The organism is Rhizobium sp. WSM1328 (assembly GCF_057653715.1).
In genome coordinates this window covers 138,741-161,585 of sequence record NZ_CM172788.1, presented here as the reverse complement: position 1 = coordinate 161,585, position 22,845 = coordinate 138,741, and the positions used below count along the sequence as shown (strand labels likewise).

At 62.5% G+C, this 22,845-nt stretch carries 19 protein-coding genes; 14 read left to right on the top strand and 5 right to left on the bottom strand.

Translation table 11 applies throughout. The annotated features are described in order from the left end of the window. Nucleotides 1-5: 5 nt before the first annotated feature. Nucleotides 6-1,124 (bottom strand): IS4 family transposase, encoded by a 1,119-nt coding sequence (locus AC2444_RS00815; protein ID WP_012755893.1) that lies wholly within the window; start codon nt 1,122-1,124, stop codon nt 6-8. 263 nt (nt 1,125-1,387) lie between these two features. Then, nucleotides 1,388-2,287: a GntR family transcriptional regulator gene (locus AC2444_RS00810; protein WP_012755892.1), complete on the bottom strand. Its 900-nt coding sequence runs from the start codon at nt 2,285-2,287 to the stop codon at nt 1,388-1,390. A 224-nt stretch (nt 2,288-2,511) separates the two neighbouring features. Here AC2444_RS00810 and AC2444_RS00805 point away from each other — a divergent pair, with 224 nt between their 5' ends. The 7 genes from AC2444_RS00805 (at nt 2,512) to AC2444_RS00775 (ending at nt 10,749) form a co-directional block, all read left to right on the top strand. Beyond that, a complete protein-coding gene (locus tag AC2444_RS00805) occupies nt 2,512-4,014 on the top strand; it encodes a UxaA family hydrolase (RefSeq protein ID WP_012755891.1) in 1,503 nt (500 codons plus the stop codon). 145 nt (nt 4,015-4,159) lie between these two features. Next, on the top strand, nt 4,160-5,179 hold the full coding sequence (locus AC2444_RS00800) for an aldo/keto reductase (protein ID WP_012755890.1): 1,020 nt from the start codon (nt 4,160-4,162) through the stop codon (nt 5,177-5,179). 9 nt (nt 5,180-5,188) lie between these two features. Further along, a complete protein-coding gene (locus AC2444_RS00795; protein WP_012755889.1) occupies nt 5,189-5,635 on the top strand; it encodes an RbsD/FucU family protein in 447 nt (148 codons plus the stop codon). A gap of 208 nt (nt 5,636-5,843) precedes the next feature. After that, nucleotides 5,844-6,833, top strand: a complete 990-nt coding sequence (locus tag AC2444_RS00790) for an ABC transporter substrate-binding protein (RefSeq protein WP_012755888.1) — start codon at nt 5,844-5,846, stop codon at nt 6,831-6,833. Between the two features lie 108 nt (nt 6,834-6,941). Then, nucleotides 6,942-8,495 (top strand): sugar ABC transporter ATP-binding protein, encoded by a 1,554-nt coding sequence (locus tag AC2444_RS00785; RefSeq protein WP_012755887.1) that lies wholly within the window; start codon nt 6,942-6,944, stop codon nt 8,493-8,495. Between the two features lie 27 nt (nt 8,496-8,522). Further along, complete coding sequence (locus AC2444_RS00780) at nt 8,523-9,497, top strand: ABC transporter permease (RefSeq protein ID WP_003545129.1); 975 nt, start codon at nt 8,523-8,525, stop codon at nt 9,495-9,497. Nucleotides 9,498-9,729: 232 nt separating this feature from the next. Then, nucleotides 9,730-10,749 carry a zinc-binding alcohol dehydrogenase family protein gene (locus AC2444_RS00775; RefSeq protein WP_012755886.1) on the top strand — a complete coding sequence of 340 codons (1,020 nt, stop codon included), beginning with the start codon at nt 9,730-9,732 and terminating at the stop codon, nt 10,747-10,749. Nucleotides 10,750-10,983: 234 nt separating this feature from the next. Here AC2444_RS00775 and AC2444_RS00770 read toward each other — a convergent pair whose 3' ends face one another. Together AC2444_RS00770 and AC2444_RS00765 are read right to left on the bottom strand one after the other, a co-directional pair. Then, entirely contained in the window at nt 10,984-11,709 is a 726-nt protein-coding gene (locus AC2444_RS00770) for a copper homeostasis protein CutC (RefSeq protein WP_012755885.1), read from the bottom strand. 28 nt (nt 11,710-11,737) lie between these two features. Then, on the bottom strand, nt 11,738-12,958 hold the full coding sequence (locus tag AC2444_RS00765; protein ID WP_012755884.1) for a LysR family transcriptional regulator: 1,221 nt from the start codon (nt 12,956-12,958) through the stop codon (nt 11,738-11,740). Between the two features lie 421 nt (nt 12,959-13,379). On the opposite strand from AC2444_RS00765, the gene osmF reads away from it, so the two are divergent. From osmF to AC2444_RS00735, 6 genes are all read left to right on the top strand, one after another. Beyond that, nucleotides 13,380-14,288, top strand: coding sequence for a glycine betaine ABC transporter substrate-binding protein OsmF (osmF, locus tag AC2444_RS00760; protein ID WP_003545119.1), 909 nt, complete (start codon nt 13,380-13,382; stop codon nt 14,286-14,288). Nucleotides 14,289-14,378: 90 nt separating this feature from the next. Next, nucleotides 14,379-15,545 (top strand): ABC transporter permease, encoded by a 1,167-nt coding sequence (locus AC2444_RS00755; RefSeq protein ID WP_012755883.1) that lies wholly within the window; start codon nt 14,379-14,381, stop codon nt 15,543-15,545. Continuing rightward, complete coding sequence (locus AC2444_RS00750) at nt 15,542-16,486, top strand: ABC transporter ATP-binding protein (protein ID WP_012755882.1); 945 nt, start codon at nt 15,542-15,544, stop codon at nt 16,484-16,486. The genes AC2444_RS00755 and AC2444_RS00750 overlap by 4 nt, the downstream gene beginning before the upstream one ends. Next, nucleotides 16,483-17,232 (top strand): ABC transporter permease, encoded by a 750-nt coding sequence (locus AC2444_RS00745; protein ID WP_012755881.1) that lies wholly within the window; start codon nt 16,483-16,485, stop codon nt 17,230-17,232. The genes AC2444_RS00750 and AC2444_RS00745 overlap by 4 nt, the downstream gene beginning before the upstream one ends. A gap of 48 nt (nt 17,233-17,280) precedes the next feature. Then, nucleotides 17,281-17,676, top strand: coding sequence for a VOC family protein (locus AC2444_RS00740; RefSeq protein WP_012755880.1), 396 nt, complete (start codon nt 17,281-17,283; stop codon nt 17,674-17,676). An 81-nt stretch (nt 17,677-17,757) separates the two neighbouring features. Then, entirely contained in the window at nt 17,758-20,211 is a 2,454-nt protein-coding gene (locus AC2444_RS00735) for a glycoside hydrolase family 2 protein (protein WP_012755879.1), read from the top strand. Nucleotides 20,212-20,430: 219 nt separating this feature from the next. On the opposite strand, the gene AC2444_RS00730 is transcribed toward AC2444_RS00735, so the two are convergent. After that, nucleotides 20,431-20,823 (bottom strand): PRC-barrel domain-containing protein, encoded by a 393-nt coding sequence (locus AC2444_RS00730; RefSeq protein ID WP_012755878.1) that lies wholly within the window; start codon nt 20,821-20,823, stop codon nt 20,431-20,433. Between the two features lie 245 nt (nt 20,824-21,068). Between AC2444_RS00730 and AC2444_RS00725 the strand changes: the two genes are divergently transcribed. Further along, the gene (locus AC2444_RS00725; RefSeq protein WP_012755877.1) at nt 21,069-22,769 is read left to right on the top strand and encodes a long-chain fatty acid--CoA ligase; all 1,701 of its coding nucleotides are present in this window, start codon (nt 21,069-21,071) and stop codon (nt 22,767-22,769) included. The last annotated feature ends 76 nt before the right edge of the window (nt 22,770-22,845 follow it).

Below are 22,845 nucleotides of genomic sequence, written 5' to 3'. Positions count from 1 at the left end.
GGGGGCTAGCCAGTGGGGTTGCCACATCCAGAGGGGGGAGAGTCCGGGACTTGCCCGGCAATCTGTTCGGCAATGATGGCGACGATCAGTCTGGCGTAGAGCCATGCCCGGGCCAGTTCCGGCTTCTTGGCCGGCAAGCTGTCGAGGCCGGCCAGGCTCTTGAACCGTTTGAACGCCAGCTCGATTTGCCAGCGGAAGCGATAGAGGGTGAGGATATCGGCCGGCGGGAAGGTGGCGGTCGGCAGCGAGGTCAGCAGCAGAATGTACTTCGCCGCCTCGAGACTGCGCGGATCGGGTTTTTTGCCGCGCTTGCGGGCATCCTTGAGCAGGCGCTCTTGCTCGGCTTGGGCCTGTTGCGGATCCTTGCGCCGGACAATGAGGCGCAGGACCAGCGGCGGTGGTGGCGGCGTCCCCGTCATGCCTTCGTGGACACGAACCTGCACCTCGCCTTCCTGCTCTTGCTGAGCGGCGAGTGCGGCAAACAGATCAAAGGGCTCGCCATTCGTCTGCAACAGGCGCAACGAGTTCCAGCCGGTCCGCACGATGAAGTCTGCACCGGCATCGATCACCGGCCGCAGGTCGCGCGGTCTTGCATAGTAGCGATCGGCCAGCACGATATCGCCGGGTGCGTAGGTAAGGCGCTGAAGGTTCTCGGCACCATGGATGTCGGTCAACTCAAGCTGATCGACCTGAGCCGTTGCCAGATCGTAGCCGACATGCAACCGCCATGTCGTGCGGTCAGCGCCCGGATGGCAGATCGACGTTCCATCGAGCACACGCAAGCGATATCCCGCAAAGCGCCCCGTCGGCACTTTGGCCTGTTCGGCAATCAGCGCGGCCACGATGTCGCCAAGCCAAGGCGCCGCTTTGCACAGCCGCTCGAGCAGCGATGGGTCTGACAAACGGGCGATCCCGCCCGCTTCGGCCCATGCACAGGTCTCGCGTAGCGACATGCCAAGGCCGCCATAGGCAAGTGCCAGCCGCAACAGCGTCTCGGCATTCTTGATTTCCCGCACCCGCGTAAAAGCACCGCGCAACCGCGCCGTTGCTTCCAAGTCAAAACCCGCCGGAAGCCGCTCGCGCACTTCCGGCCAATGATCCAAAACCTCAGGACGAATCTTCATCCAAAGCTTGAATCACAACCAGATTCCTTATGTCCAGGGCTAAACCTAGCGCATATGACCCTAACCCTCTCCCCGTTCTGACGGGGAGAGGGGACGTGCCATACGAGACGCGATAGAGGGACGGAGAGGTCGCGGCATATCCCCTTCGCCCCGCAAACGGGGGTCCGAAGGACGCGTCGAGACCCGTGGCTCGACCCCGGTTGGTGCCGGCAGGCGGATGAGGGGGCTGGCATCGGCGATCTCTGGGCCGAGATGTCCCCCGCTCAGGCGTTCTCTGTGGCGACTTGCGGCAGGGATTGCAGCAGGGTCTGGCGGGCGGAGTGCAGATGGGCGCGGCAGGCGGTTTCGATTGCTGGTTGGTCGCCGGATTCCAGCGCTGCGATATAATCCAGATGTTCGTGGATGGCGCGCTCGTTGCGCTGGCGGGCGGCGGCCTTGTTCCACTGGTAGTGATAGTGGAAGACGATGGCGATCGCGTCGTAGAAATCGGCGATGAAGCGGTTCTTCGAGGCGCGGTGGATCAGCAAGTGGAAGCGTTCGTCGAGGACGGAGAAATCCTTGAAGCGCTGGTTGATGTCGGCAAGCATGGCGTGATGTTCGTCGCGCATAGCGGCAAGATCGGCCCAGCTTTGATTATCCCTGGGAAGCCGGCCGAATTCGGCGGCGGAATGCAGCTCGAACATTTCGCGCACATCGGCAAGCTCGAGGGCGAATTCGCGGGTGAACCCTTTGAGCGTCCAGTGGCTGTTCGGCCGTTTCTCAATGAGGCCGAAGCGGGAGAAGCGGATCAGGAATTCGCGCACGCTGGTGGTGCCGGTGCCGATCTCGCGGGCAAGCTCCAACTCGTTGATCTGCATACCGGGTGCTGCATCATCGGCAAGGATGCGCTGCATGAAGCTGCGCTCGATGATATCATGCAGGGAGTCGGTTTCTTCGGAGGGAAAGAGATCATGGTCAGTCGGCTGGCGCAGCACGATCTTCTGGCGTTTGTTCCAGCGGATGATGCCTTCTTCGCTGAGCCGTGTGAGGATGGCGCGCGCCGTCGAGCGGCTGACGCCGAGTTGGGCGGCGATCTCCGGTTCCGACGGCAGCGCCGTATCCGTGCGCAGGGCTACGGCATACCTGTTATAGGCTTCCTTGAAGACCGTATTCTGCCTTGCCACCAGACCCCGCTTTCCGCCCTCGTATCCACCGCCCGCTCTCCAGCAGGGCAGAAAAATCGGGGCTTGTTCAAACGACCTTTAGCTTATTTCCGGTCGCCTGCGGCTCATTGCCTCCCTCGTCCACAGGATCAATATTCCCGTTGACTTGAAAATGTTTATTGTAGATAAAAAACAAAATCAATGCGCTTTCGCCGATGCAGCGAGCCTTTCCCAGGGAGAATAAATTGGACAAACTGCCTTGGATCATCCTTTCGGCCGGCGACAATGTCGCGGTCGCAACGGCGGCAATCGCGCCGGGTTCGACGGTTGCCGGCATTCAGACCCGTGAGAAGATCGACCCCGGCCACAAGGTGGCGATAGCGGATATTCCGCTCGGGGGACCCGTGGTCAAATACGGACAGGCGATCGGCCGCACGACGGCCGAGGTCAAGGCCGGCGACCATGTGCACAGCCACAACCTGCATTTCGAAAACGACCGGCTGGCGGCAACCGCCAATTCGGCGCCGGAAGCGGCGACAGCCGACGACGTCGGGCGCACCTTCATGGGCTATCGCCGCGCCGACGGGCGGGCGGCAACGCGCAACTATATCGGCATCATCGCCAGCGTGAACTGTTCCACCACGGTCTGCCGGGCAATCGCCGACGAGGCGAACCGGACGATCCTGCCGCATTATGAAGGCATCGACGGTTTTGTGCCGATCGTGCACGACCAGGGCTGCGGCATGAGCTCGACCGGCGACGGCATGAACGTGCTGCACCGGACGCTCGCCGGCTATACAAGGCACGTGAATTTCGGCGGCGTGTTGATGATCGGCCTCGGCTGCGAGGTCAACCAGCTGACGCTCTACGGCCAGAGTGGTGCCGGCGCCTCGAAGCGGCATTTCAACATCCAGGATGCCGGCGGGTCGCGCCGCGCGGTCGAGCGCGCCATGGGCATGCTGCGCGAAATCGCCGCCGATGTCGGCAAAGAAAAGCGCGTGCCGATGTCGATCGGCGAGATCATCATCGGCCTCCAATGCGGCGGCTCGGATGGCTTTTCCGGCATCACCGCCAATCCGGCGCTCGGTGTCGCGGCCGATCTGCTGGCAGCGGCCGGCGGCACGGCGATCCTGTCGGAAACCTCGGAAATCTATGGTGCCGAACATCTGCTGCGCAGCCGCGCCGTCAGCGACGAGGTGGCAAAGAAGCTCGACGACAAGATCGCCTGGTGGGAAGATTACGTCGCCCTGCACGGCGCCTCGCTCGACAACAACCCCTCGCCCGGCAACAAGCGCGGTGGCCTCACAACCATCCTCGAAAAGTCGCTCGGCGCGGTTGCCAAAGGCGGGCGTTCGCCGCTGACGGCGGTCTATGGTTATGCCGAGCGGGTCACGGCCCCCGGCCTCGTCTTCATGGACACGCCCGGCTACGACCCGGTCTCGGCGACCGGCCAGGTGGCCGGCGGGGCGAACATGATCGCCTTTACCACTGGCCGCGGGAGCTGCTTCGGTTGCCGGCCGGCGCCGTCGCTGAAGCTTTCCAGCAATTCGGCGCTCTATGCCTCGATGGAAGAGGATATGGACATCGATTGCGGCACGATCGCCACGGGTGACGCGACGATCAGCGGCAAGGGCCGCGAGATCTTCGACCTCATCGTCGATACGGCATCAGGCAAGAAGACCAAGAGCGAGCTCTTCGGCTACGGCGACAATGAATTCGTGCCGTGGCATCTGGGTGCGACGCTGTAATCTCTGTTTTTACGCAATCCCGGACGGAAAACCGCTTCACACTTTTCCTGGGATTGATTTGAAGTACGCAATCCCGGACGGAAAACCGCTTCACACTTTTCCTGGGATTGCTCCAGATAGTTCAGCTTCTTCGTGAGGAGGAATGATGAAGACGAGACAGATCGGCAAGACCAAGCTGGAGGTGACCGAAATCAGCTTCGGTGCGGCCGCTCTCGGCGGTCTCTACCGCGCATGCCCGCGCGAGGTGGCGATGGACACGCTGCAGGCGGCCTGGGATAGCGGCATCCGCTATTTCGATGTGGCGCCCTGGTATGGGCTCGGCCTTGCCGAACGGCGGGTCGGCGATTTCTTGCGCGACCAGCCGGATGGCAGTTACGTGCTTTCTACCAAGGTCGGCCGGCTGCTTCGGCCGGTGCCGACCGGCACCGTGCCTGATTACAGCTATGTCGATCCGCTCTCCTTCGATGCCGATTACGACTATTCCTATGACGGCATCATGCGCTCGGTCGAATTCAGCTATGCGCGCCTCGGACTCAACCGCATCGATATTCTCTATGTGCACGATCTCGGCGTCTACACGCATGGCGCGGCGAAGAATGCGGTCCACCAGAAGCAGTTTCTCGATTCCGGCGTGAAGGCGCTGGAGGAACTCAAGTCGTCTGGCGCGATCTCCGCCTTCGGCCTCGGCGTCAACGAAGTGCCGGTCTGCCTCGACGTTATGCGCCATTCCGATCTCGACTGCATCCTGATGGCTGGCCGCTACACGCTGCTCGACCGCTCGGCCGTCGCCGAACTGCTGCCGCTTTGCCGGCAGAAGGGCACGTCGCTCGTCGTCGGCGGCGTCTTCAACTCCGGCATCCTCGCCACCGGTCCGGTACCGGGTTCGCATTTCGACTATATGCCGGCTGATGACGATGTGCTTGCCAAAGTCGGCGCGATGGAGGCGATCGCCAAACGCCACGGCGTGCCGCTGGCAGCGCCCGCCCTGCAGTTTCCGCTGCGCGAACCGATCGTCGCATCGGTGCTGATCGGCACGGCGAAGCCGTCGAGCCTGACGCGCAACATGGAGATCGTCGAGCCGCGGCTTGCCGACGCGATCTACGCCGAATTCGAACCCTATACGCTGGTCGCGCCGCCGCTCGGCGCCGAAGCTGTGCGAGTCTGAGGAGAGATTATGCTCAAGGGTATTCATCCGCTGCTTGGCCCCGACCTGCTCCATGCATTGAAGACCATGGGACATGGCGACGATATCGTCATATCGGACGCCAATTTTCCCTCGGGCTCGATGGGCCCGCCGGTCATTCGCGCCGACGGCGTCAGCGCCACTGACATGGCCGCGGCCATCCTGACCCATATGCCGCTCGACACTTTCGTGCCGGAAGCGGCGTGGCGGATGGAGGTGGTCGGCGATCCCGATGCGATGCCGGAGGTCTGCACCGAATTCCAGCAGATCGTTTCCAAGCACGCCGGCGATTTCCGCATCGTGCCGGTGGAGCGTTTTGCGTTTTACGCGATGGCCCGCAAGGCGACCTACATCGTCGCGACGACGGAATTTCGGCTGTACGGCAACCTGATTTTGAAAAAGGGCGTCGTCCATCCGCACGAGGTCGATCAAGCCTGATCCCTATTTTAGTGTATCGTTGTATTGGAATAAAATCAGTTGCTTGGCGGGAGTTTACCGAAGAAAAAAAGCCTGTTTGGCGCTCTTGCAATTTGATTGCGCCTCGGCTAGCTTCACCTGGCAAATGTTTTTTATCGATAAAAATCGTCCGCCTGCGTTCAGCGGTCGATTTATTCGGAGGAGAACGCACCCTGAGAGGAGAACCCTTATGAGTTTCGTGAAATCCCTTCTGTCCCGCCGCGCCTTTACCGCGCTTGCGGGCGCCGCAGTTATCGCCTCGGCGATGCCGGCACCGTCGTTTGCGGCCGACGTGACGATCCCGATCATCGTCAAGGACACGACGTCCTTCTACTGGCAGATCGTTCTGGCCGGCGCCCGCAAGGCCGGCAAGGATCTCGGCGTCAACGTGCCGGAACTCGGCGCTCAGGCCGAATCCGACGTCAACGGCCAGATCAGCATTCTTGAGAACGCCGTTGCCGGCAAGCCGGCGGCCGTCGTCATTTCGCCGACCGAATTCAAGGCGCTCGGCAAGCCGATCGATGAAGCGGCCAAGTCGGTTCCGATCATCGGCATCGACTCGGGCGCCGACTCCAAGGCGTTCAAGTCGTTCCTGACGACCGACAACGTTCAGGGCGGCCGCATCGCCGCTGACGGTCTGGCCGCCGCCATCAAGGGCGCCACCGGCAAGGAAGAGGGCGAAATCGTCATCCTCACCAACCTTCCGGGCGTCGGCTCGCTGGAACAGCGCCGCGAAGGCTTCCTGGATCAGGTGAAGACCAAGTATCCCGGCCTGAAGGTCATTGCCGACAAGTACGGCGACGGCCAGGCAACGACCGGCCTCAACATGATGACCGACCTGATCACGGCAAATCCGAACCTCGTCGGCATCTTCGCCTCGAACCTGATCATGGCGCAGGGCGTTGGCCAGGCGATCGCCGAAAACAAGCTCGGCGAGAAGATCAAGGTCATCGGCTTTGACAGCGACGACAAGACGGTCGGCTTCCTCAAGGATGGTGCGATTGCCGGCCTCGTCGTTCAGGACCCCTACCGCATGGGTTATGACGGCGTGAAGACCGCGCTTGCCGTCTCCAAGGGCGAGAAGGTCGAAGAGAATGTCGACACCGGTGCAAACCTCGTCACCAAGGCGAATATGGCCGACCCGAAGATCGACGCGCTGCTGAACCCGAAGATCAAGTAATAACGACAGACAAGCCGCGCCGGCTTCAAAAACCGGCGCGGCTTTTTCCATCCGTGCTATGTTTTGCGGGGGATGGAGAGCAGACGCGACACAAGGAGGAGAGGTCCCATGATCGGACTGGAAGAGGTCAGTCATCGCCATGATGACAGTGCGACGCTGAAAGAAGCCAATCGAATTCCCGCCGGATCGCCTATCCTCGAACTCAAGGGCCTGCAGAAGAATTACGGTCATGTGCAGGCGCTGAAGCCAGCGACGCTGACCTTTCTCGCCGGCGAAATCCACGCCATCGTCGGTGAAAACGGCGCCGGCAAATCCACCCTCATCAAATTGCTGACCGGCGTCATCACCCGCACCGCCGGCGAAGTGCTGTGGTGCGGCCAGCCGGTGGGGCTGGCGACGCCGAACGAGGCGATCGCCCGCGGCATCAACGCCGTGCACCAGGAAGTCGTGCTCTGCCGGCACCTGACGGTCGCCGCCAATCTCTTCCTCGGCGATGAAGTCAACCGCTTCGGCCTGATGCGCAAGAAGCAGATGGAGAAGATGGCGCAGGCCGTGCTCGACGATCTCGGCTTCGGCCTGCCGGCCGGTGCGCTGTTGAGCTCGCTGACCATCGGCCAGCAGCAGCTGGTGGCCACGGCGCGCGCAGCGATGCGCGGCACGCAATTCCTGATCTTCGACGAACCGACTGCCTATCTCACCCGCCAGGAATCGGCGCAGCTCTTCAAGCTGATCCGCCGGCTGCAGGGCGAAGGCGTCACCATCGTCTATATCAGCCACCGCATGGAGGAAGTCTTCGAGCTTGCCGACCGTGTCTCGGTGCTGCGCGACGGCACGCATGTCGGCACGCGCCTGATCGGCGAGACCAACGATGCCGAACTGATCTCGCTGATGATCAACCGCTCGATCGAACAGATCTACCACAAGGAAAAGATTGCGATCGGCGAGACGATCCTCACGGTCAACGGCCTCTCCGGCCCGGGCTTCGAAGATGTGTCGCTCAGCGTCAAGGCGGGACAGATCGTCGGCCTCTACGGCCTGATCGGCGCCGGGCGCAGCGAATTCGCCCTCGGGCTCTACGGCCGCCAGCCGACGACAGCAGGCGATGTCGAATGGATGGGCAAACGTGTCGACATCCGCAACGAACGCACGGCGATGGAGCTCGGCATTGCGCTGGCGCCGGAAAGCCGGCGCGATCAGGGGCTTTGCCTCAACCTGCCGATCGGCCTCAACATCAACCTGCCGGTGTTCGGGCGGCTGAGCCACGGGCCGGTGATCAATCACACGCGCGAATCGGCCAATGCCGACCAGCAGATCCGCAATCTCAGCATCAAGACGCCGAGCCGGCGCGTTCCGGCCTCCAGCATGTCGGGCGGCAACCAGCAGAAGATCGTCATCGGCAAGTGGCTGAGCCATGGCGCCCGGCTTTTCATCTTCGACGAGCCGACCGTCGGCGTCGACGTCGGCACCAAGGCGGAAATCTACCGGCTGTTCGCCAAGCTTCTGAAGGACGGCGCGGGCATCATCCTGATCTCCTCCTATCTGCCCGAGGTCTACGAACTGGCCGACCGGCTGCACGTCTTCCGCGCCGGCAAAATCGTCGCGAGCCATGATTATCACGCGGCGACGCATGAAGAAGTGCTCAGCGAAGCGATCGGCGTCTGAGCCAAAAGAATAAGAGGGAGAAAATTCATGACTGCCACCCCCACCGAAATCGTCGCACCGCCGCCGCGCCGGAAAATGAACATCCTGTTCGGCCTGACGCTGATCGGCCTGCTGATCTTCCTCTGGATCGTGCTTGGCGTCGTCACCCCGAGCTTCTGGACGCCGCTCAACATCTCCAACCTGCTGCGTCAGGGTGCGATGACGGCGATCCTGGCGCTCGGCCAGACCTTCGTCATCATCACCGCCGGCATCGATCTTTCGGTCGGCGCCATCGTCGGCTTCTGCACCGTGATCATCGCCTGGCTGCTGCAGGCGGGCGTGCCGGTCTGGGGGGCGATCGCGCTGACGCTGCTCATGGGTGTGGCGATCGGCGCCTTCCATGGCTTCGGCATCGTGCATATGGGCCTGCCGCCCTTTATCATCACGCTGGCAACCCTGACATCGCTGCGCGGCATCGGCCTGCTGATCACCAACGGCTCGACGATCAACATCACCAATGAGGGCTTCAGCAATTTCGCCCGCGCCGATCTGCTCAGTATTCCGAGCCTGTTCTGGATGGTCATCCTGGTGGCGGTCCCATCCTTCATCTTCCTGCATCTGAGCCGCTGGGGCCGGTATCTCTTCGCGGTCGGTTCGAACGCCGAGGCGGCGCGCCTTTCCGGCGTCAACGTCAAGGGCATGATCTACCTCGCCTATATCCTGTCTGCCTCCTTCGCCGCCTTCGTCGGCGTGCTGCTCGCCTCGCGCATCGCGATCGGCAATGCGACGCAGGCCGACGGCTGGGAACTGCAGGCGATCGCCTCCTCCGTCATCGGCGGCACCAGCCTGTTCGGCGCGGTCGGCTCGGTGCACGGCCCACTGATCGGCGCCTTCATTCTCGCCACCATCAACAACGGCGCGAACCTTCTGAACGTCAACTCCTTCTGGCAGCGTATCATCACCGGTCTGCTGATCATCGTGATCGTGTTCTTCGACCAGCTGCGCCGCCGCCGGAGCAATTGAGAGGCGAGCAAGAGATCGCTGCCTGCCCCTCATCCGCCTGCCGGCACCTTCTCCCCGTTTTGACGGGGAGAAGGGGATATGCCGCAAACCTCTCCGTCCCCATTGACGTCGTGCAGGGCACGTCCCCTCGCCCCGTTTACGGGGAGAGGGTTAGGGTGAGGGGCAGCTATCCGCACGAACCGAACAGCAGTGGCACGACACAGAGTAAAGAACCAGGAATGCGAGACCCGTCATGAAAGCAGTTCTTTGCCGGGAGCCCGGCGTGCTCGATATCGTCGAGCGTCCTTCGCCTGCGGCTCCCGCCGCCGGCTGGGTGCGGCTTGCCGTCAGCCATGTCGGCATTTGCGGCACCGACTACCACATCTTCGAGGGCAAACATCCCTTCCTCGAATATCCCAGGGTGATGGGGCACGAGATCTCGGCGACGGTGCTGGAAGCGGGCGACGGCGTCACTATCGCAGTCGGCACGCCTGTCATCGTCAATCCCTATCTCTCCTGCGGGCAATGTATCGCCTGCCGGCAGGGCAAGCCGAATTGCTGCACCAATATCAAGGTGCTCGGCGTCCATACCGACGGCGCCTTCTGCGAGGAGATTTCAGTCCCGGCCGAGAACCTCTACGCCGCCAAGGGTGTAAGCCTCGAAGCGGCGGCGACGACCGAGTTCCTGGCGATCGGCGCTCATGCGGTGCGCCGTTCGATGACCGGTGCCGGAGCCCGGGCGCTCGTGATCGGCGCCGGGCCGATCGGCCTCGGGGCGGCGATCTTCTCGCGCATCGCAGGCCATGAGGTGACGCTGCTCGATACCAGCACCGAGCGGCTGCAGATGGCGTCGGAACGCTTCGGCTTCACCTCCGGCATCGTTGCCAACGAGGCGACAGCGGAGACCGTCCGGGAAAAGACCAACGGCGACGGTTTCGACGTGGTCTTCGATGCGACGGGTTACGGCCCTTCGATGGAAAAGGCCTTCTCCTTCGTCGCCCATGGCGGCGCGCTGGTGCTGGTCAGCGTCGTCAAGGACGATATCCGCTTCTCCGATCCCGAATTCCACAAGCGCGAGATGATGGTGATCGGCAGCCGCAACGCCACCCGCGTCGATTTCGAGCATGTCGCGGATTCGATCGCCAAAGGGCTGGTGCCGGTGGACAAACTGATCACCCACCGCACGACGCTTGCCGATGCGCCGCGCGATCTCGCGCGCTGGGCGCATGAGAAGAATGGGCTGATCAAGGCTGTGATCAGTATTGGTGGTTAGGGCGTTTCCAGCGAACGCGTGACGTGGTTTCCGTCCGCTTCGCGCCGGCGGCTGCCCCTCACCCTAACCTTGCCGGGGTCGAGCCACTGGTCTCGACCCGTCCTGTGGACCCCCGTAAAACGGGGCGAGGGGACGTGCCCTGCTGGGCGGGGGACGGAGAGGTCGCGGCATATCCCCTTCGCCCCGCAAGCGGGGAGAAGGTGGCGGCAGCCGGATGAGGGCAAGCCGCGGTCGCTAAACTCCCGCCTCGATCGCCCTGCGCATCTGCCTGACGACGGCGACATCCGTCTTGTTTGTGCTTCTCGCCTCGAAACCAAAAGCGACCGCGCGCGGATCGGCGCTTTCGACCGGTGAACTGCAGGAGCCGTGGACCTCGCGGGCGCCGGTCGCCTTCAATATCTCGCCGACATTGGTGGGGCGGATGCCGCTGCCGGGCATGATGGCGATGCGGCCGGCGGCCTTTGCCGAAATGCGCTTCAGCGTGTCGAGGCCGTCTACCGCCTTCAGCGCGCAGCCTGATGTCAGGATGCGTTCGCAGCCGAGCTCGACCGCCTGCTCCAGCGCCTGGTCGGCATCCGGCACCAGATCAAAAGCGCGATGCAGCGTCGAGCCGAGTCCCGCCGCATGCGCCTTCAAACGGTGGACCAGCGGCATGTCGAGCGTACCATCCGGCCGGTTGGCGCCGATGACGACGCCGGCAAGGCCGGCGGCGCGCACGGCGTCGATATCGATCATCATCGCCTCCTCGTCTGCCCCGTCGAAGATGAAGGGGCCGGCGTGAGGGCGGATCATCGCATAGACCGGAATGGGTGCCCGGGCGGCGATCCGCATCAGGCTCGGCAACGGCGTCAGGCCGCCGAGTTCCAACGCCGAGCAGAGCTCGATGCGCCCGGCGCCACCCTCGATCGCGGCGGCAAGGCCTTCGGCGCTGTCCACGCACACCTCAAGCAAGATCGTCATGTTGCGGTCTCCCTAGCTCCGCCGAGGCTTAAGCCACGGCTGCGGTTCGCACGACCGCTTCAGAGGTAATTCTCGCTGCCGCCTCGATGATCATTGTGCAGGCATCGGCGGCGGCTTTTCGATGGTTGAAGGCGACGTGATAGGACATCGGCAGGTGCTCGTCGAGATCGACGATGCGCACCTTGTCGGCAATCGGCATGGCGCTGACCCGACCGAGGAAGGAGACGTAGCCGTGATTGGCGACGAGGTCGACGATGACAGGCAGCGAATCCGCCGCGGTGATATCTTGGCCGCGCCGGCGCCGGTTGGGCGCGCGCTCGTAGCTGAAGGCCATGGCCGCATGGCCGAGGCCGGTGCGCGGGCTCGGCATGCAGATCGGGTGGCCGGCGACGAGATCAGCAACGCTGGTCTCGGTACTATCCGGCGGCGCGATCACCACCATATCGGTCTGCAGCAGTTCGCGATGCCGAAAGCTTTCGAGGCCGAAGACCGAATCCAGGATTGCGACATCGATGCGGCCGTTCTTCAACGCCTCGCGCAGATCGTCGGCGGTCATCGACACCAGCGAGATCGCATTGTTGTTGCGGCGCGCATTCCATTCGGAGACCAGCGATCCCAGGCAGCGCGCCACCCAGCTTTCCGATCCGGTCGGGATGATCGAACCGATGCGCAGCGACCGGGCAGTGCGCCGATAACGCTCGTCGGCCGACGATTTCAGATCGTTCCACGCCTGGCTGATCGCCATGAAGATCTGGTAGGCGCGCCTGCCCTCCTCCGTCAGCACCGAGCCCTGCGCCTGGCGCTCGAACAGGCGATGGGTCAGAAATTTCTCAAGATTGGCAAGCTGAAGTGAAAGCTGCGGCTGACCGAGGCGAAGGCGGCGCGCTGCCCGGTTGATGCTCCCCTGGTCGGCAACTTCGAGAAACCGCTCCATCGTGACGATCTTGACGGGAATGCGCGATGCCCAGACCTCGTCGATCTCAGCGCCGTCGCCGTCGTGACCGGCCCATTGGCCGAGCTCACCGATCGCAGCCATGATCGGCTTCAGGCCTTCCAGCACCCTGCCGCTCGCAATTAGCATCGCCAGCTCGCCGGAGGCGCGTTCGGTCAGCGTCATCGCCAGTTCGGTCTCGAGATTATGGATTGCCGTCGAGACGGTGGAGGGCGATAGGTGGAAGCGCCGCGCGGTCTCGCGGACCGAACCGGAGGTCAGGACATGGCTGGCGATGAACAGGGCACCAAGATGCAAACGGCCACCTCCGGAAAGTGCTGGAAAAACCGGACGATATGATGTGTTCAGGAAAAAAGATATCCCTGCCTCCGGAGAGCCGGGCTATCGTTCGATCATAGAAAAATCCGGGCGGCGGGAATCCGCAACAGAGCCTGGGAATATCGTGGAAACACGCAAGGGGACAAAAACAAATCGCGCCGGCCTTGGAAAAGGGAATGCGTTTCCGCGCGCGGAGGTGCATTCGCCGCCATAATCGTGGCGCGACCGCAAATACTCGAGGGGGCTTGCATCGATTTTTCGGGCATGAACGCTATTTCCATGACGCACGCAATTCCGGCATGATGGCGACTTGGTCGCCTTCGCCGGCAGATTTCCTATGCGCAGGCCTCCCGCCAGGGGTTTGAGCCTCATTCAACGGTGTTTAACAAGGGGATATTCCATGCTGAAGAAACTCGCACTTGCCGTTTCGCTCTCCGCCTTCGCGGTGGGTGCGGCCCATGCCGCCGACGTCGTCGTCTCGTCGAAGATCGACACGGAAGGCACGCTGCTCGGCAACGTCATCGCGCTCGCTCTCGAAGCCAACGGCATCAAGACGCAGGACCGCATCGCGCTTGGCGCGACACCGGTCGTGCGCAAGGCGATCACCGCAGGCGAAATCGACATCTATCCCGAATATACCGGCAACGCCGGCTTCTTCTTCAACAAGGCCGATGACGCCGCCTGGAAGAACATCGACCAGGGCTATGAGCTGGCGAAGAAGCTCGATTACGATGCCAACAAGATCGTCTGGCTGACGCCGTCGCCTGCCAACAACACCTGGGCGCTCGCCGTGCGCAGCGATGTTGCCGGCCCGAACAAGCTGAAGAGCCTCACCGACTTCGGCAAATGGGTTGCCGGCGGCGGTGCCGCCAAGCTTGCCGCCTCCGCCGAATTCGTCAATTCGGCCGGCGCGCTTCCCGCCTTCCAGACGACCTACGGCTTCCAGCTGAAGCCCGACCAGATGGTCGTTCTTTCCGGCGGCGACACGGCGGCAACGATCAAGGCAGCCGCCGACCAGACGAACGGCGTCAACACCGCCATGGTCTACGGCACCGACGGCGCGATCGAAGCGGCTGAACTCACCGTTCTCGAAGACGACAAGAACGTGCAGCAGGTCTACGCCCCGACGCCGATCATTCGCGAAGAGGTGTTGAAGGCCAATCCGAAAATCGAGGAAGTGCTCTCGCCGATCTTCAAGAGCCTGACCGCCGACGAATTGCGCAAGCTCAACGCCAAGATCCAGGTCGATGGCGAGCCGGCAAAATCCGTCGCCGAAGCCTATCTCAAGGAAAAGGGCTTCCTGAAGTAGTCATTGCCCGCTCCGCCCGATTACGGGCGGAGCTTTCTTTCCTGACAGGATTGGCTTTCCTGACAGGTTGGCCAGACAGGATTGGGATACATGGCAGAAACCTTAGCGGTCCGCAGGCTGGACCGGCTCGGCGTGGTTCTGGTGGCCGGCGGCATCGCGGCGACGGCACTGATGCCCTTCATCTACGTGAAGGCAAATCGCATCGCCGCCGGCAAGCCGATGCTGCTGTTGCAGCTTCTTCCCCAGCCTTCCGTCGTCATCCTGACCGTGCTCCTCCTTCTCACCGCCTTCGCCACGCTGTTCCTACGCCATGCGATCGCGCGGCTTGCGATTGCGACACTCTGTCTTGCGGCGCTGATCGTTGCGATCGGCCTCGTCTCGGCCGCGGCAACGCCGCCCGGCAGCACGGTGGCGCGGATGACGCCCGGCGGCGGCTTCTGGGTGCTGTTTGCCGTGATCGGGCTCGTCATATCCGATGCGCTGGTGAAGATCCGCCTTGCGCCCTGGATGCGGATCGCAGCCCTTGCAGCCTATACGGCGCTGCTCTTCATCTCGCTCTCCTCCGGCCTGCTCGACAGCCTTTCGATCATGAAGGAATTTTCGACACGGGCACCGCAGTTCGAAACCGAAGCGATCTCGCATCTGCTGCTCGCGTTCGGCTCGCTTGCCATCGCCGTTGTTCTCGGCCTGCCGCTCGGCATCCTCTGCTTCTGGGTGCCGAAGCTGCGGGCCATCGTGCTGCAGGGGCTGAGCCTCATCCAGACGATCCCGAGTCTGGCACTCTTCGGCCTGTTGATGCTGCCGCTCGGCTATCTCGCCACCCATGTGCCGCTCGCCGCCGCAATCGGCATTCGCGGCATCGGCACGGCGCCCGCCTTGATTGCGCTGGTGCTCTATTCGCTGCTGCCGATCGTCGCCAACACCGTCGTCGGCCTTCAGGGCGTCGACCCCTCGGTACGCGACGCTGCGGCCGGCATGGGGCTGACACGGTGGCAGATCCTTGTTGGAATCGACATGCCGCTCGCCTTTCCCGTGATCCTCACCGGCATCCGCATCGTGCTGGTGCAGGCGATCGGCATGGTGACGATCGCCGCGCTGATCGGCGGCGGCGGCTTCGGCATCTTCATCTTCCAGGGGCTCGGCCAGACGGCCATGGACCTCGTCCTGCTCGGCGCCGTGCCGACCGTCTTCTTCGCCTTCTCATCGGCCGTCATCCTCGATGCGGTCATCGAAAGCATCCGGGGATCTGCCGCATGACCATGATCGAGATCAGGAACGTCACCAAGCGCTATGGCGCGGCCACCGTCGTCGACGACGTCTCGATGAGTGTCGAGAAGGGCGAGATTACCGTCATCGTCGGCACGTCTGGCTCCGGCAAATCGACGCTGATGCGGATGATCAACCGGCTGGTGCCGATCACCGAAGGCGAGATCTTCGTCGGCGGACAGAATGTGATGGACGTTCCGGTGACCGAGCTTCGCCGCAAGATCGGCTATGCGATCCAGGGGCACGGCCTCTTTCCGCACCGGACCGTGGCGCAGAATATCGCCACCGTGCCGCAGCTTCTCGATTGGGATTCCGCCCGCATCGCCAAACGCGTCGAGGAACTGCTTGGGCTCTTCAACCTCGATCCAGCAACCTTTGCCGACAAATATCCTCACCAGCTCTCCGGCGGCCAGCAGCAGCGCGTCGGTGTCGCCCGGGCGCTGGCGGCCGAGCCGGAACTGCTGTTGATGGACGAGCCGTTCGGCGCGCTCGATCCCGTCATCCGCGGCAAGGCGCAGGACGATCTGCTGGCGATCCAGAAGCAGTTTGGCACGACGGTCATTCTCGTCACCCACGACATGGACGAGGCCTTCCATCTTGGCAACCAGATTGCGGTGATGAGCGAGGGCAGATTGCTGCAATGCTCGACGCCGGAAAAGATCCTCACCGAACCCGCCGATCCCTTCGTGCAGCAATTGACCGGCACCTCCGACCGGGCGCTGAAGCTGATGTCGCTGCTGCCGCTGAAGGAAAGCATGGAGCCGGCCAAGAACGGTCTCGCCTATGCCCTGCCGCAGTCGCTCAGCCTGCGTGATGCGCTGGCCGAGATGATCTGGCAGGGGGTCGATGAGGCGGCCGTGCAGGACGGCGAAAAGGCGCCTGTGGGATCGATCTCGATGACGCGGCTGCTCGAACTGGGCCGTAAGGCATGAAGCTCGTCGTCGCCAATCTCTTCCGCCTGGCGGCGCTGGCTTTGCTGCTCATCCTGCTGTTCAGGACGGAGTGGCTTTCCTTCATGCTGGTGCCGCTGACCAGCAACAATGCGCCTGCCGTCTATAGGCAGAACAGCCTTGCTTCGCTGGCCGCCGGCCATCTGCAGCTGGTGATCGGATCGATCGTCTGCAGCGCCGTGCTCGCCGTTGTCGGCGGCATCTTCGTGACACGGGAAAGCGGGGCTGACTTCCTGCCGCTGTCGCGCGCAATCGCCAATGCGGGGCAGACTTTTCCGCCGGTCGCCGTGCTGGCGCTCGCCGTTCCCGCGACCGGCTTCGGCGCCATGCCGACGCTGATCGCGCTCTTTCTCTACGGGCTGCTGCCGATCTTCGAAAACACTGTTGCCGGCTTGAAGCAGGTTTCGCCGCAGGTTCTCGATGCCGCCGACGGCATGGGCATGAACGGCACGCAGCGGCTGCTGCGGGTCGAGCTCCCGCTTGCCTTGCCGCTGATCCTCGAAGGGCTGAAGGTCGCGACCGTGATCAATATCGGCACGGCGACGATCGGCTCGACGGTTGCGGCCAAGGGCCTCGGCGAGGTCATCATCGCAGGGCTGATTTCCGACAACACCGCCTTCATCCTGCAGGGCGGCCTGATCGTCGGCCTGATGGCGGTGCTGATCTATGACGCCATGGGCTTGATCGAAGGAGCGATTACGCGAAGAATCGGCTTGCGCGCGGCGTAGGAGGACGGGTACCAAGACCGCCGTGATGGATGACAAAGGGAGGCAGAATTGGCGAAGATGATCCACTCCATGATCCGCGTTCTCGATGAGGCGCGCTCCGTCGAATTCTACGAGAGGGCCTTCGGCCTTTCGGTCGCCGACCGCGTCGATTTCGAGACCTTCACGCTGATCTATATTAGCAATGCCGAGACCGGCTTCGAGCTGGAACTGACGGTCAACAAGGGCCGGACCGCGCCCTATGACCTCGGCAATGCCTATGGCCATCTCGCCGTCTCCGTCGAAGAGGTGGCGGTCGAGCGCGAGCGGCTGTCGAAGCTCGGGCTCAAGCCCGGTGAATTGGTAGAGCTCAACCGCGACGGCAAGCTCTTCGGTCTGTTCTTCTTCATCAGCGATCCGGATGGCTACAAGATCGAGGTGCTGCAGCGCCACGGCCGGTTTCTCTGAGGCATCTCATGCCGAACCACCGGCACGTTCCAATCCATAGATAATCCCACAGCTTCAAGCAGCATGCATCAGGAGCCCGCCATGATCGAAAAGACTGCGCTCAATTCCGGCTGGACGCTCTCCTGTAACGATACAGTAAGGCTCGGCCTGCCGGCTGCAATACCCGCGACGGTGCCGGGCTGCGTGCATCTCGACCTTCTCGCCAACCGGCTGATCCCCGATCCCTATATCGACGTCAACGAGATCACCAATGACTGGATCGGCAAGACCGACTGGACCTATCGCTGCAGTTTCGAGGCGATGCCTGACGATGCCAGGGTGCAGGAACTGGTCTTCGACGGGCTCGATACGGTCGCGGTGATATCCCTCAACGGCGAAGAGATCGGCTGCACCTTCAACATGCACCGTACCTATCGTTTCGATGTTTCCCGGCTTCTGAAGGCTGGCCAGAACGAACTCACGGTCACCTTCCGCTCCGCCTACGCCTATGGAGCGGAGATGGAAAAACATTACGGCTACCGTCCCAACAACTACCCGGGACCGGGCAATCTGATGCGCAAGATGGCCTGTAATTTCGGCTGGGACTGGGGGCCGACGCTGGTGACGGCAGGCCTCTGGAAGCCGGTCCGGCTGGAAAGTTGGGATCGGGCGCGGCTTGCCGAAACACGGGTATCGGCAATACTTTCCGGCGGCGACGGCCTGGTGAAGGTCCATGCCCGGCTGGCGCGGCATGGAGATAAGACGCCGTTGAGGCTCGTTGCCGAAATCGGCGGCGTGAGCAAGACGGTGGCGATTGCGCCTGATGAAGACGCGGTTTCCTTCGAGCTTGCCCTCCCCTCGCCGCAGCTCTGGTGGCCGCACCATCTCGGCGCGCAGCCGCTCTATCCAATGACGCTGAGGCTGTTCGACGAGGCCAGCGACGATCTGCTCGACAGCTATCAGCGTGAACTCGGTTTCCGCTCGCTGCGGCTCGATACCGCAGCCGACGACCATGGCTCGGCCTTTACCTTCATCATCAACGACGTGCCGCTCTTCATCTGCGGGGCAAACTGGATTCCGGACGATTGTTTTCCCCCGCGGTTGACGGCCGAGCGTTATGCCGCGCGGATCGAGGAAGCAAAGGCCGCCAATATTCATATGCTGCGCGTCTGGGGCGGCGGCATCTTCGAGGCCGACGAGTTCTATGAGACCTGCGACCGCAAGGGCATGCTGGTCTGGCAGGATTTCCTCTTTGCCTGCGCCGCCTATCCGGAGGAAGAGCCGCTCAGAAGCGAGGTCGAGGCGGAGGTGCGCGACAATGTCGTGCGGCTGATGCCGCATGCTTCGCTCGTCCTCTGGAACGGCAACAACGAGAACATCTGGGGCTTCGACGAATGGGGCTGGCGGCCGATCATCAAGGCGGGCGAAAGCTGGGGGCTCGGCTACTATCTCGACCTGCTGCCGAAACTCTGCGCCGAACTCGATCCGGACCGGCCCTATTATCCCGGCAGTCCCTATTCCGGCTCGATGGAGATCGAACCCAATGCCAACGGTCATGGCTGCAAACATATCTGGGATGTGTGGAACGATGTCGGCTACGAGGTCTACCGCAATTATATCCCGCGCTTCTGCTCCGAATTCGGCTGGCAGGCACCGGCTGCCTGGGCGACGATCGAAGAAAGCGTGCATGATGCGCCGCTGACGCCGCAATCGAACGGCGTCTTCCACCATCAGAAGGCAACGGAGGGCAATGACAAGCTGATCCGCGGCCTGTCCGGCCATCTGCCGGAGCCCAAGACGATGGATGACTGGCATTTCGCCACCCAGCTCAACCAGGCGCGTGCCATCCGTTTCGGCGTCGAGCACATGCGCTCGCATCGCAATATCTGCAAGGGTTCGGTGGTCTGGCAGTTCAACGATTGCTGGCCGGTGACCTCATGGGCAGCCCTCGATTCGGCCGGACGCCGCAAGCCGCTCTGGTATGCGCTGAAGACAGCCTATGATCCGCGCCTGCTGACGATCCAGCCGCGCGGCGGCGGACTTGCGGCGGTGGCCGTCAATGAACGGACGCTGTTCTGGCGGGCGAAGATCAGCGGCAAACGCCTGAAGCTCGACGGCACGGTGCTTGCCGAATTCGAATTCTGGCGCTTGCTCTGCGACCGTTTCGAAGCAAAGGAATTTCCGCTGCCCGAGGAGATCGTCACCCCCGACTTACCGAAGGACGAGGTCATCGTCGTGCAGATGCTGGACAGGCGAGCCTTCCACTATTTCGTCGAGGATATCGAGCTTGCCTTACCAGCACCGCGGCTGACGGTCGATGTCACCAGCATCGAGGGCGGGTACGGGGTCAAGGTGACGGCGCAAAACTTCCTCAAGGATCTCTGCCTGATGGCCGATCGACTGGATCCGGATGCCGTTGTCGATTCGATGCTGGTGACGCTGCTGCCGGGCGAGAGCCATGTGTTTGTGGTCAAGACGACAAAGGCGATCGGGGCAGACGACATTGTCTTCGGCACCGTTCTGCGGTCGGCCAACGATCTCACCGCCGGGCGCTAGGAAAGCCCCTCATCCGGCTGCCGCCACCTTCTCCCCGCTCGCGGGGCGAAGGGGATATGCCGCGGCCTCTCGGTTCCCCGCCAGCCTCTCGCAGGGCACGTCCCCTCTCCCCGTTTTTACGGGGAGAGGGTTAGGGTGAGGGGCGGCGGTCGGCACGAGCCAAACACTAAAAAGGCCCCGCATCCGCGGGGCCCTTCCAGCTCGGCCTATCGGACGACGTTACATCCAGTAGGGCGGCACGCCGTAGTAATCATAGACCCGGCGGCCATTGTCGTTGTACCAGGTGTCGTCATCGTCCGAATAGCTCGGGGCGCCTTCGATCTGCTCCTTGGTCAGGTCGATGCGATAGCCATCCAGCTGGGTGTCGTAGTTCAGCTTTTCCCAAGGAAGCGGATAGTGATCATGACCGATGCCCAGGAAGCCGCCGAAGCTCAGCACCGCATAGGCAACACGGCCGTCGAGCTTTCCGATGATCAGGCGTTCGATCGAGCCGATATGCCTGCCATCTGCCCCATAGACACGGGTGCCTTCCACGCGGTCGCTGGCGATCAGCGAGTGCGTGACCTTAGCATTCGGGTCACGGCGGGTGGCGTCAGTATCCTGGTTCAACATTGTGCACCTCCTTTTGGTGTTTCCTCATGGTGAGTATGCAAGATCAACGTCACGGCGGACTCAAAGTTCCCCATCCTCTCCATGATCGTGTGCTGGCAGAATGTTGACGTTTACGTCAAGGTTAGTATAGCTTCATTCGGCTTGAACCGTTCAGGCAATGGCATAAGCTGCCGACTGGAAGATGGAGGATCCTTCTGGTCGATTGCCGGCTCGGCGCTGGCGGTGGCAGCAAGGGAGAGAGACAGATGAACAGCATTTCCGTCCATCCGAACGGAGCCAAGCCCGACAAGCCCTGGCTTGCCGCTTATCCCGATATCGTTCCGGCAGAGATTCCGCCGCTGGAATATGTCTCGCTTGCCGAACTGCTGGAAAAATCTTGCGCCCGTTATGCCGACCGGACCGCCTTTTCCAGCATGGGCAAGGGGATGCGCTACCGCGAGCTGGAGAGCCAGACGCGCAAACTCGCCGCCTGGCTGCAAAGCACCGGCCTTCAGAAGGGCGACCGCGTCGCCGTGATGATGCCGAACGTGCTGCAGAACCCGATTGCCACCTATGCCATCCTGCGCGCCGGCCTTGTCGTCGTGAACGTCAACCCGCTCTATACGCCGCGCGAGCTCGAACATCAGTTGAAGGATTCCGGCGCCAAGGCGATCTTCGTGCTGGAGAATTTCGCACGCACGGTGGAACAGGTTCTCAACAAGACGGATCTCCGCCATGTCGTCGTCACCTCGCTCGGGGAAATGCTGGGGCCGAAGGGGCTGATCGTCAATTTCGTCGTGCGCAAGGTGAAGAAGCTCGTTCCCTCCTGGTCGATCCCTCAGCACAAGAGCTTCGGCCAGGTGCTTAGCGAAGGTGCGGGAAAAAAGCTCCAGCCGGTCGCGCTGACAGGCAGCGACATCGCCTTCCTGCAATATACCGGCGGCACGACGGGCGTTGCCAAGGGCGCGATGCTGACACATCAGAACCTGCTCGCCAACAAGGCGCAGCTGTCGCTCTGGCTTCGATCGGCCTTCGAGCGCAAGAAAGAGCCGGAGGTGCTGAACTTCCTCTGCGCCCTGCCGCTCTACCACATCTTCGCGCTGACGGTGAATTCGCTGATGGGCATGTCGCTCGGCGCCCACAATATCCTGATCGCCAATCCGCGCGACATTCCCGGTCTCGTCAAGGAATTCGAAAAGTCGAAGGTGCATATCTTCCCCGGCCTCAACACGCTGTTCAATGCGCTGATGAACAATGCCGATTTCGCCAAGCTCGACTTCTCCTCGCTGATCATGTCGCTCGGCGGCGGCATGGCCGTGCAGCGCCCGGTCGCCGACCGCTGGCTGAAGATGACGGGCACGGCGGTGACGGAAGGCTACGGCCTTTCCGAGACATCGCCCGTTGCCACCGCCAACCGCTTCGATTCGCCTGAGTTCACCGGCACGATCGGTCTGCCGCTTCCCTCCACCGAACTCGACATCCGCGACGAAGCTGGCAATTCGCTACCGCTCGGCGACGTCGGCGAGATCTGCATCCGCGGGCCGCAGGTGATGGCCGGCTACTGGCAGAAGCCGGAGGAGACGGCGCGGGTGATGACCGATGACGGCTATTTCCGCTCGGGCGACATGGGCTTCATGGACGACCGCGGCTATACCAAGATCGTCGACCGCAAGAAGGACATGATCCTCGTCTCCGGCTTCAACGTCTATCCGAACGAGATCGAGGAAGTCGCTGCCATGCATGCCGGCATCCTCGAGGCCGCAGCCATCGGCGTGCCGGACGGACATTCGGGCGAGGCGGTAAAACTCTTCGTCGTCAGGAAGGATCCGAACCTGACGGAAGCCGAGGTAAAAGCCCATTGCATCGCCAACCTCACCAACTACAAACGCCCGCGCTTCATCGAATTCCGCACCGAGCTGCCGAAGTCGCCTGTTGGTAAGATCCTGCGCAAGGACCTGCGCGGCTGAATTTGACGATTTGATGAATTAGAGGCTTTCCTCAAGGGGCCATCCGCTTGCCGCGGGTGGCTTTTTTCCATTTCGA

Excerpts from the sequence above, each read along its gene's own strand:
- AC2444_RS00815 (WP_012755893.1), bottom strand. The coding sequence starts at position 1,124 with ATGAAGATTCGTCCTGAGGTTTTGGATCATTGGCCGGAAGTGCGCGAG.
- AC2444_RS00800 (WP_012755890.1), top strand. The coding sequence starts at position 4,160 with ATGAAGACGAGACAGATCGGCAAGACCAAGCTGGAGGTGACCGAAATC.
- AC2444_RS00795 (WP_012755889.1), top strand. The coding sequence starts at position 5,189 with ATGCTCAAGGGTATTCATCCGCTGCTTGGCCCCGACCTGCTCCATGCA.
- AC2444_RS00790 (WP_012755888.1), top strand. The coding sequence starts at position 5,844 with ATGAGTTTCGTGAAATCCCTTCTGTCCCGCCGCGCCTTTACCGCGCTT.
- AC2444_RS00785 (WP_012755887.1), top strand. The coding sequence starts at position 6,942 with ATGATCGGACTGGAAGAGGTCAGTCATCGCCATGATGACAGTGCGACG.
- AC2444_RS00780 (WP_003545129.1), top strand. The coding sequence starts at position 8,523 with ATGACTGCCACCCCCACCGAAATCGTCGCACCGCCGCCGCGCCGGAAA.
- AC2444_RS00775 (WP_012755886.1), top strand. The coding sequence starts at position 9,730 with ATGAAAGCAGTTCTTTGCCGGGAGCCCGGCGTGCTCGATATCGTCGAG.
- AC2444_RS00770 (WP_012755885.1), bottom strand. The coding sequence starts at position 11,709 with ATGACGATCTTGCTTGAGGTGTGCGTGGACAGCGCCGAAGGCCTTGCC.
- osmF (WP_003545119.1), top strand. The coding sequence starts at position 13,380 with ATGCTGAAGAAACTCGCACTTGCCGTTTCGCTCTCCGCCTTCGCGGTG.
- AC2444_RS00755 (WP_012755883.1), top strand. The coding sequence starts at position 14,379 with ATGGCAGAAACCTTAGCGGTCCGCAGGCTGGACCGGCTCGGCGTGGTT.
- AC2444_RS00750 (WP_012755882.1), top strand. The coding sequence starts at position 15,542 with ATGACCATGATCGAGATCAGGAACGTCACCAAGCGCTATGGCGCGGCC.
- AC2444_RS00745 (WP_012755881.1), top strand. The coding sequence starts at position 16,483 with ATGAAGCTCGTCGTCGCCAATCTCTTCCGCCTGGCGGCGCTGGCTTTG.
- AC2444_RS00735 (WP_012755879.1), top strand. The coding sequence starts at position 17,758 with ATGATCGAAAAGACTGCGCTCAATTCCGGCTGGACGCTCTCCTGTAAC.
- AC2444_RS00730 (WP_012755878.1), bottom strand. The coding sequence starts at position 20,823 with ATGTTGAACCAGGATACTGACGCCACCCGCCGTGACCCGAATGCTAAG.
- AC2444_RS00725 (WP_012755877.1), top strand. The coding sequence starts at position 21,069 with ATGAACAGCATTTCCGTCCATCCGAACGGAGCCAAGCCCGACAAGCCC.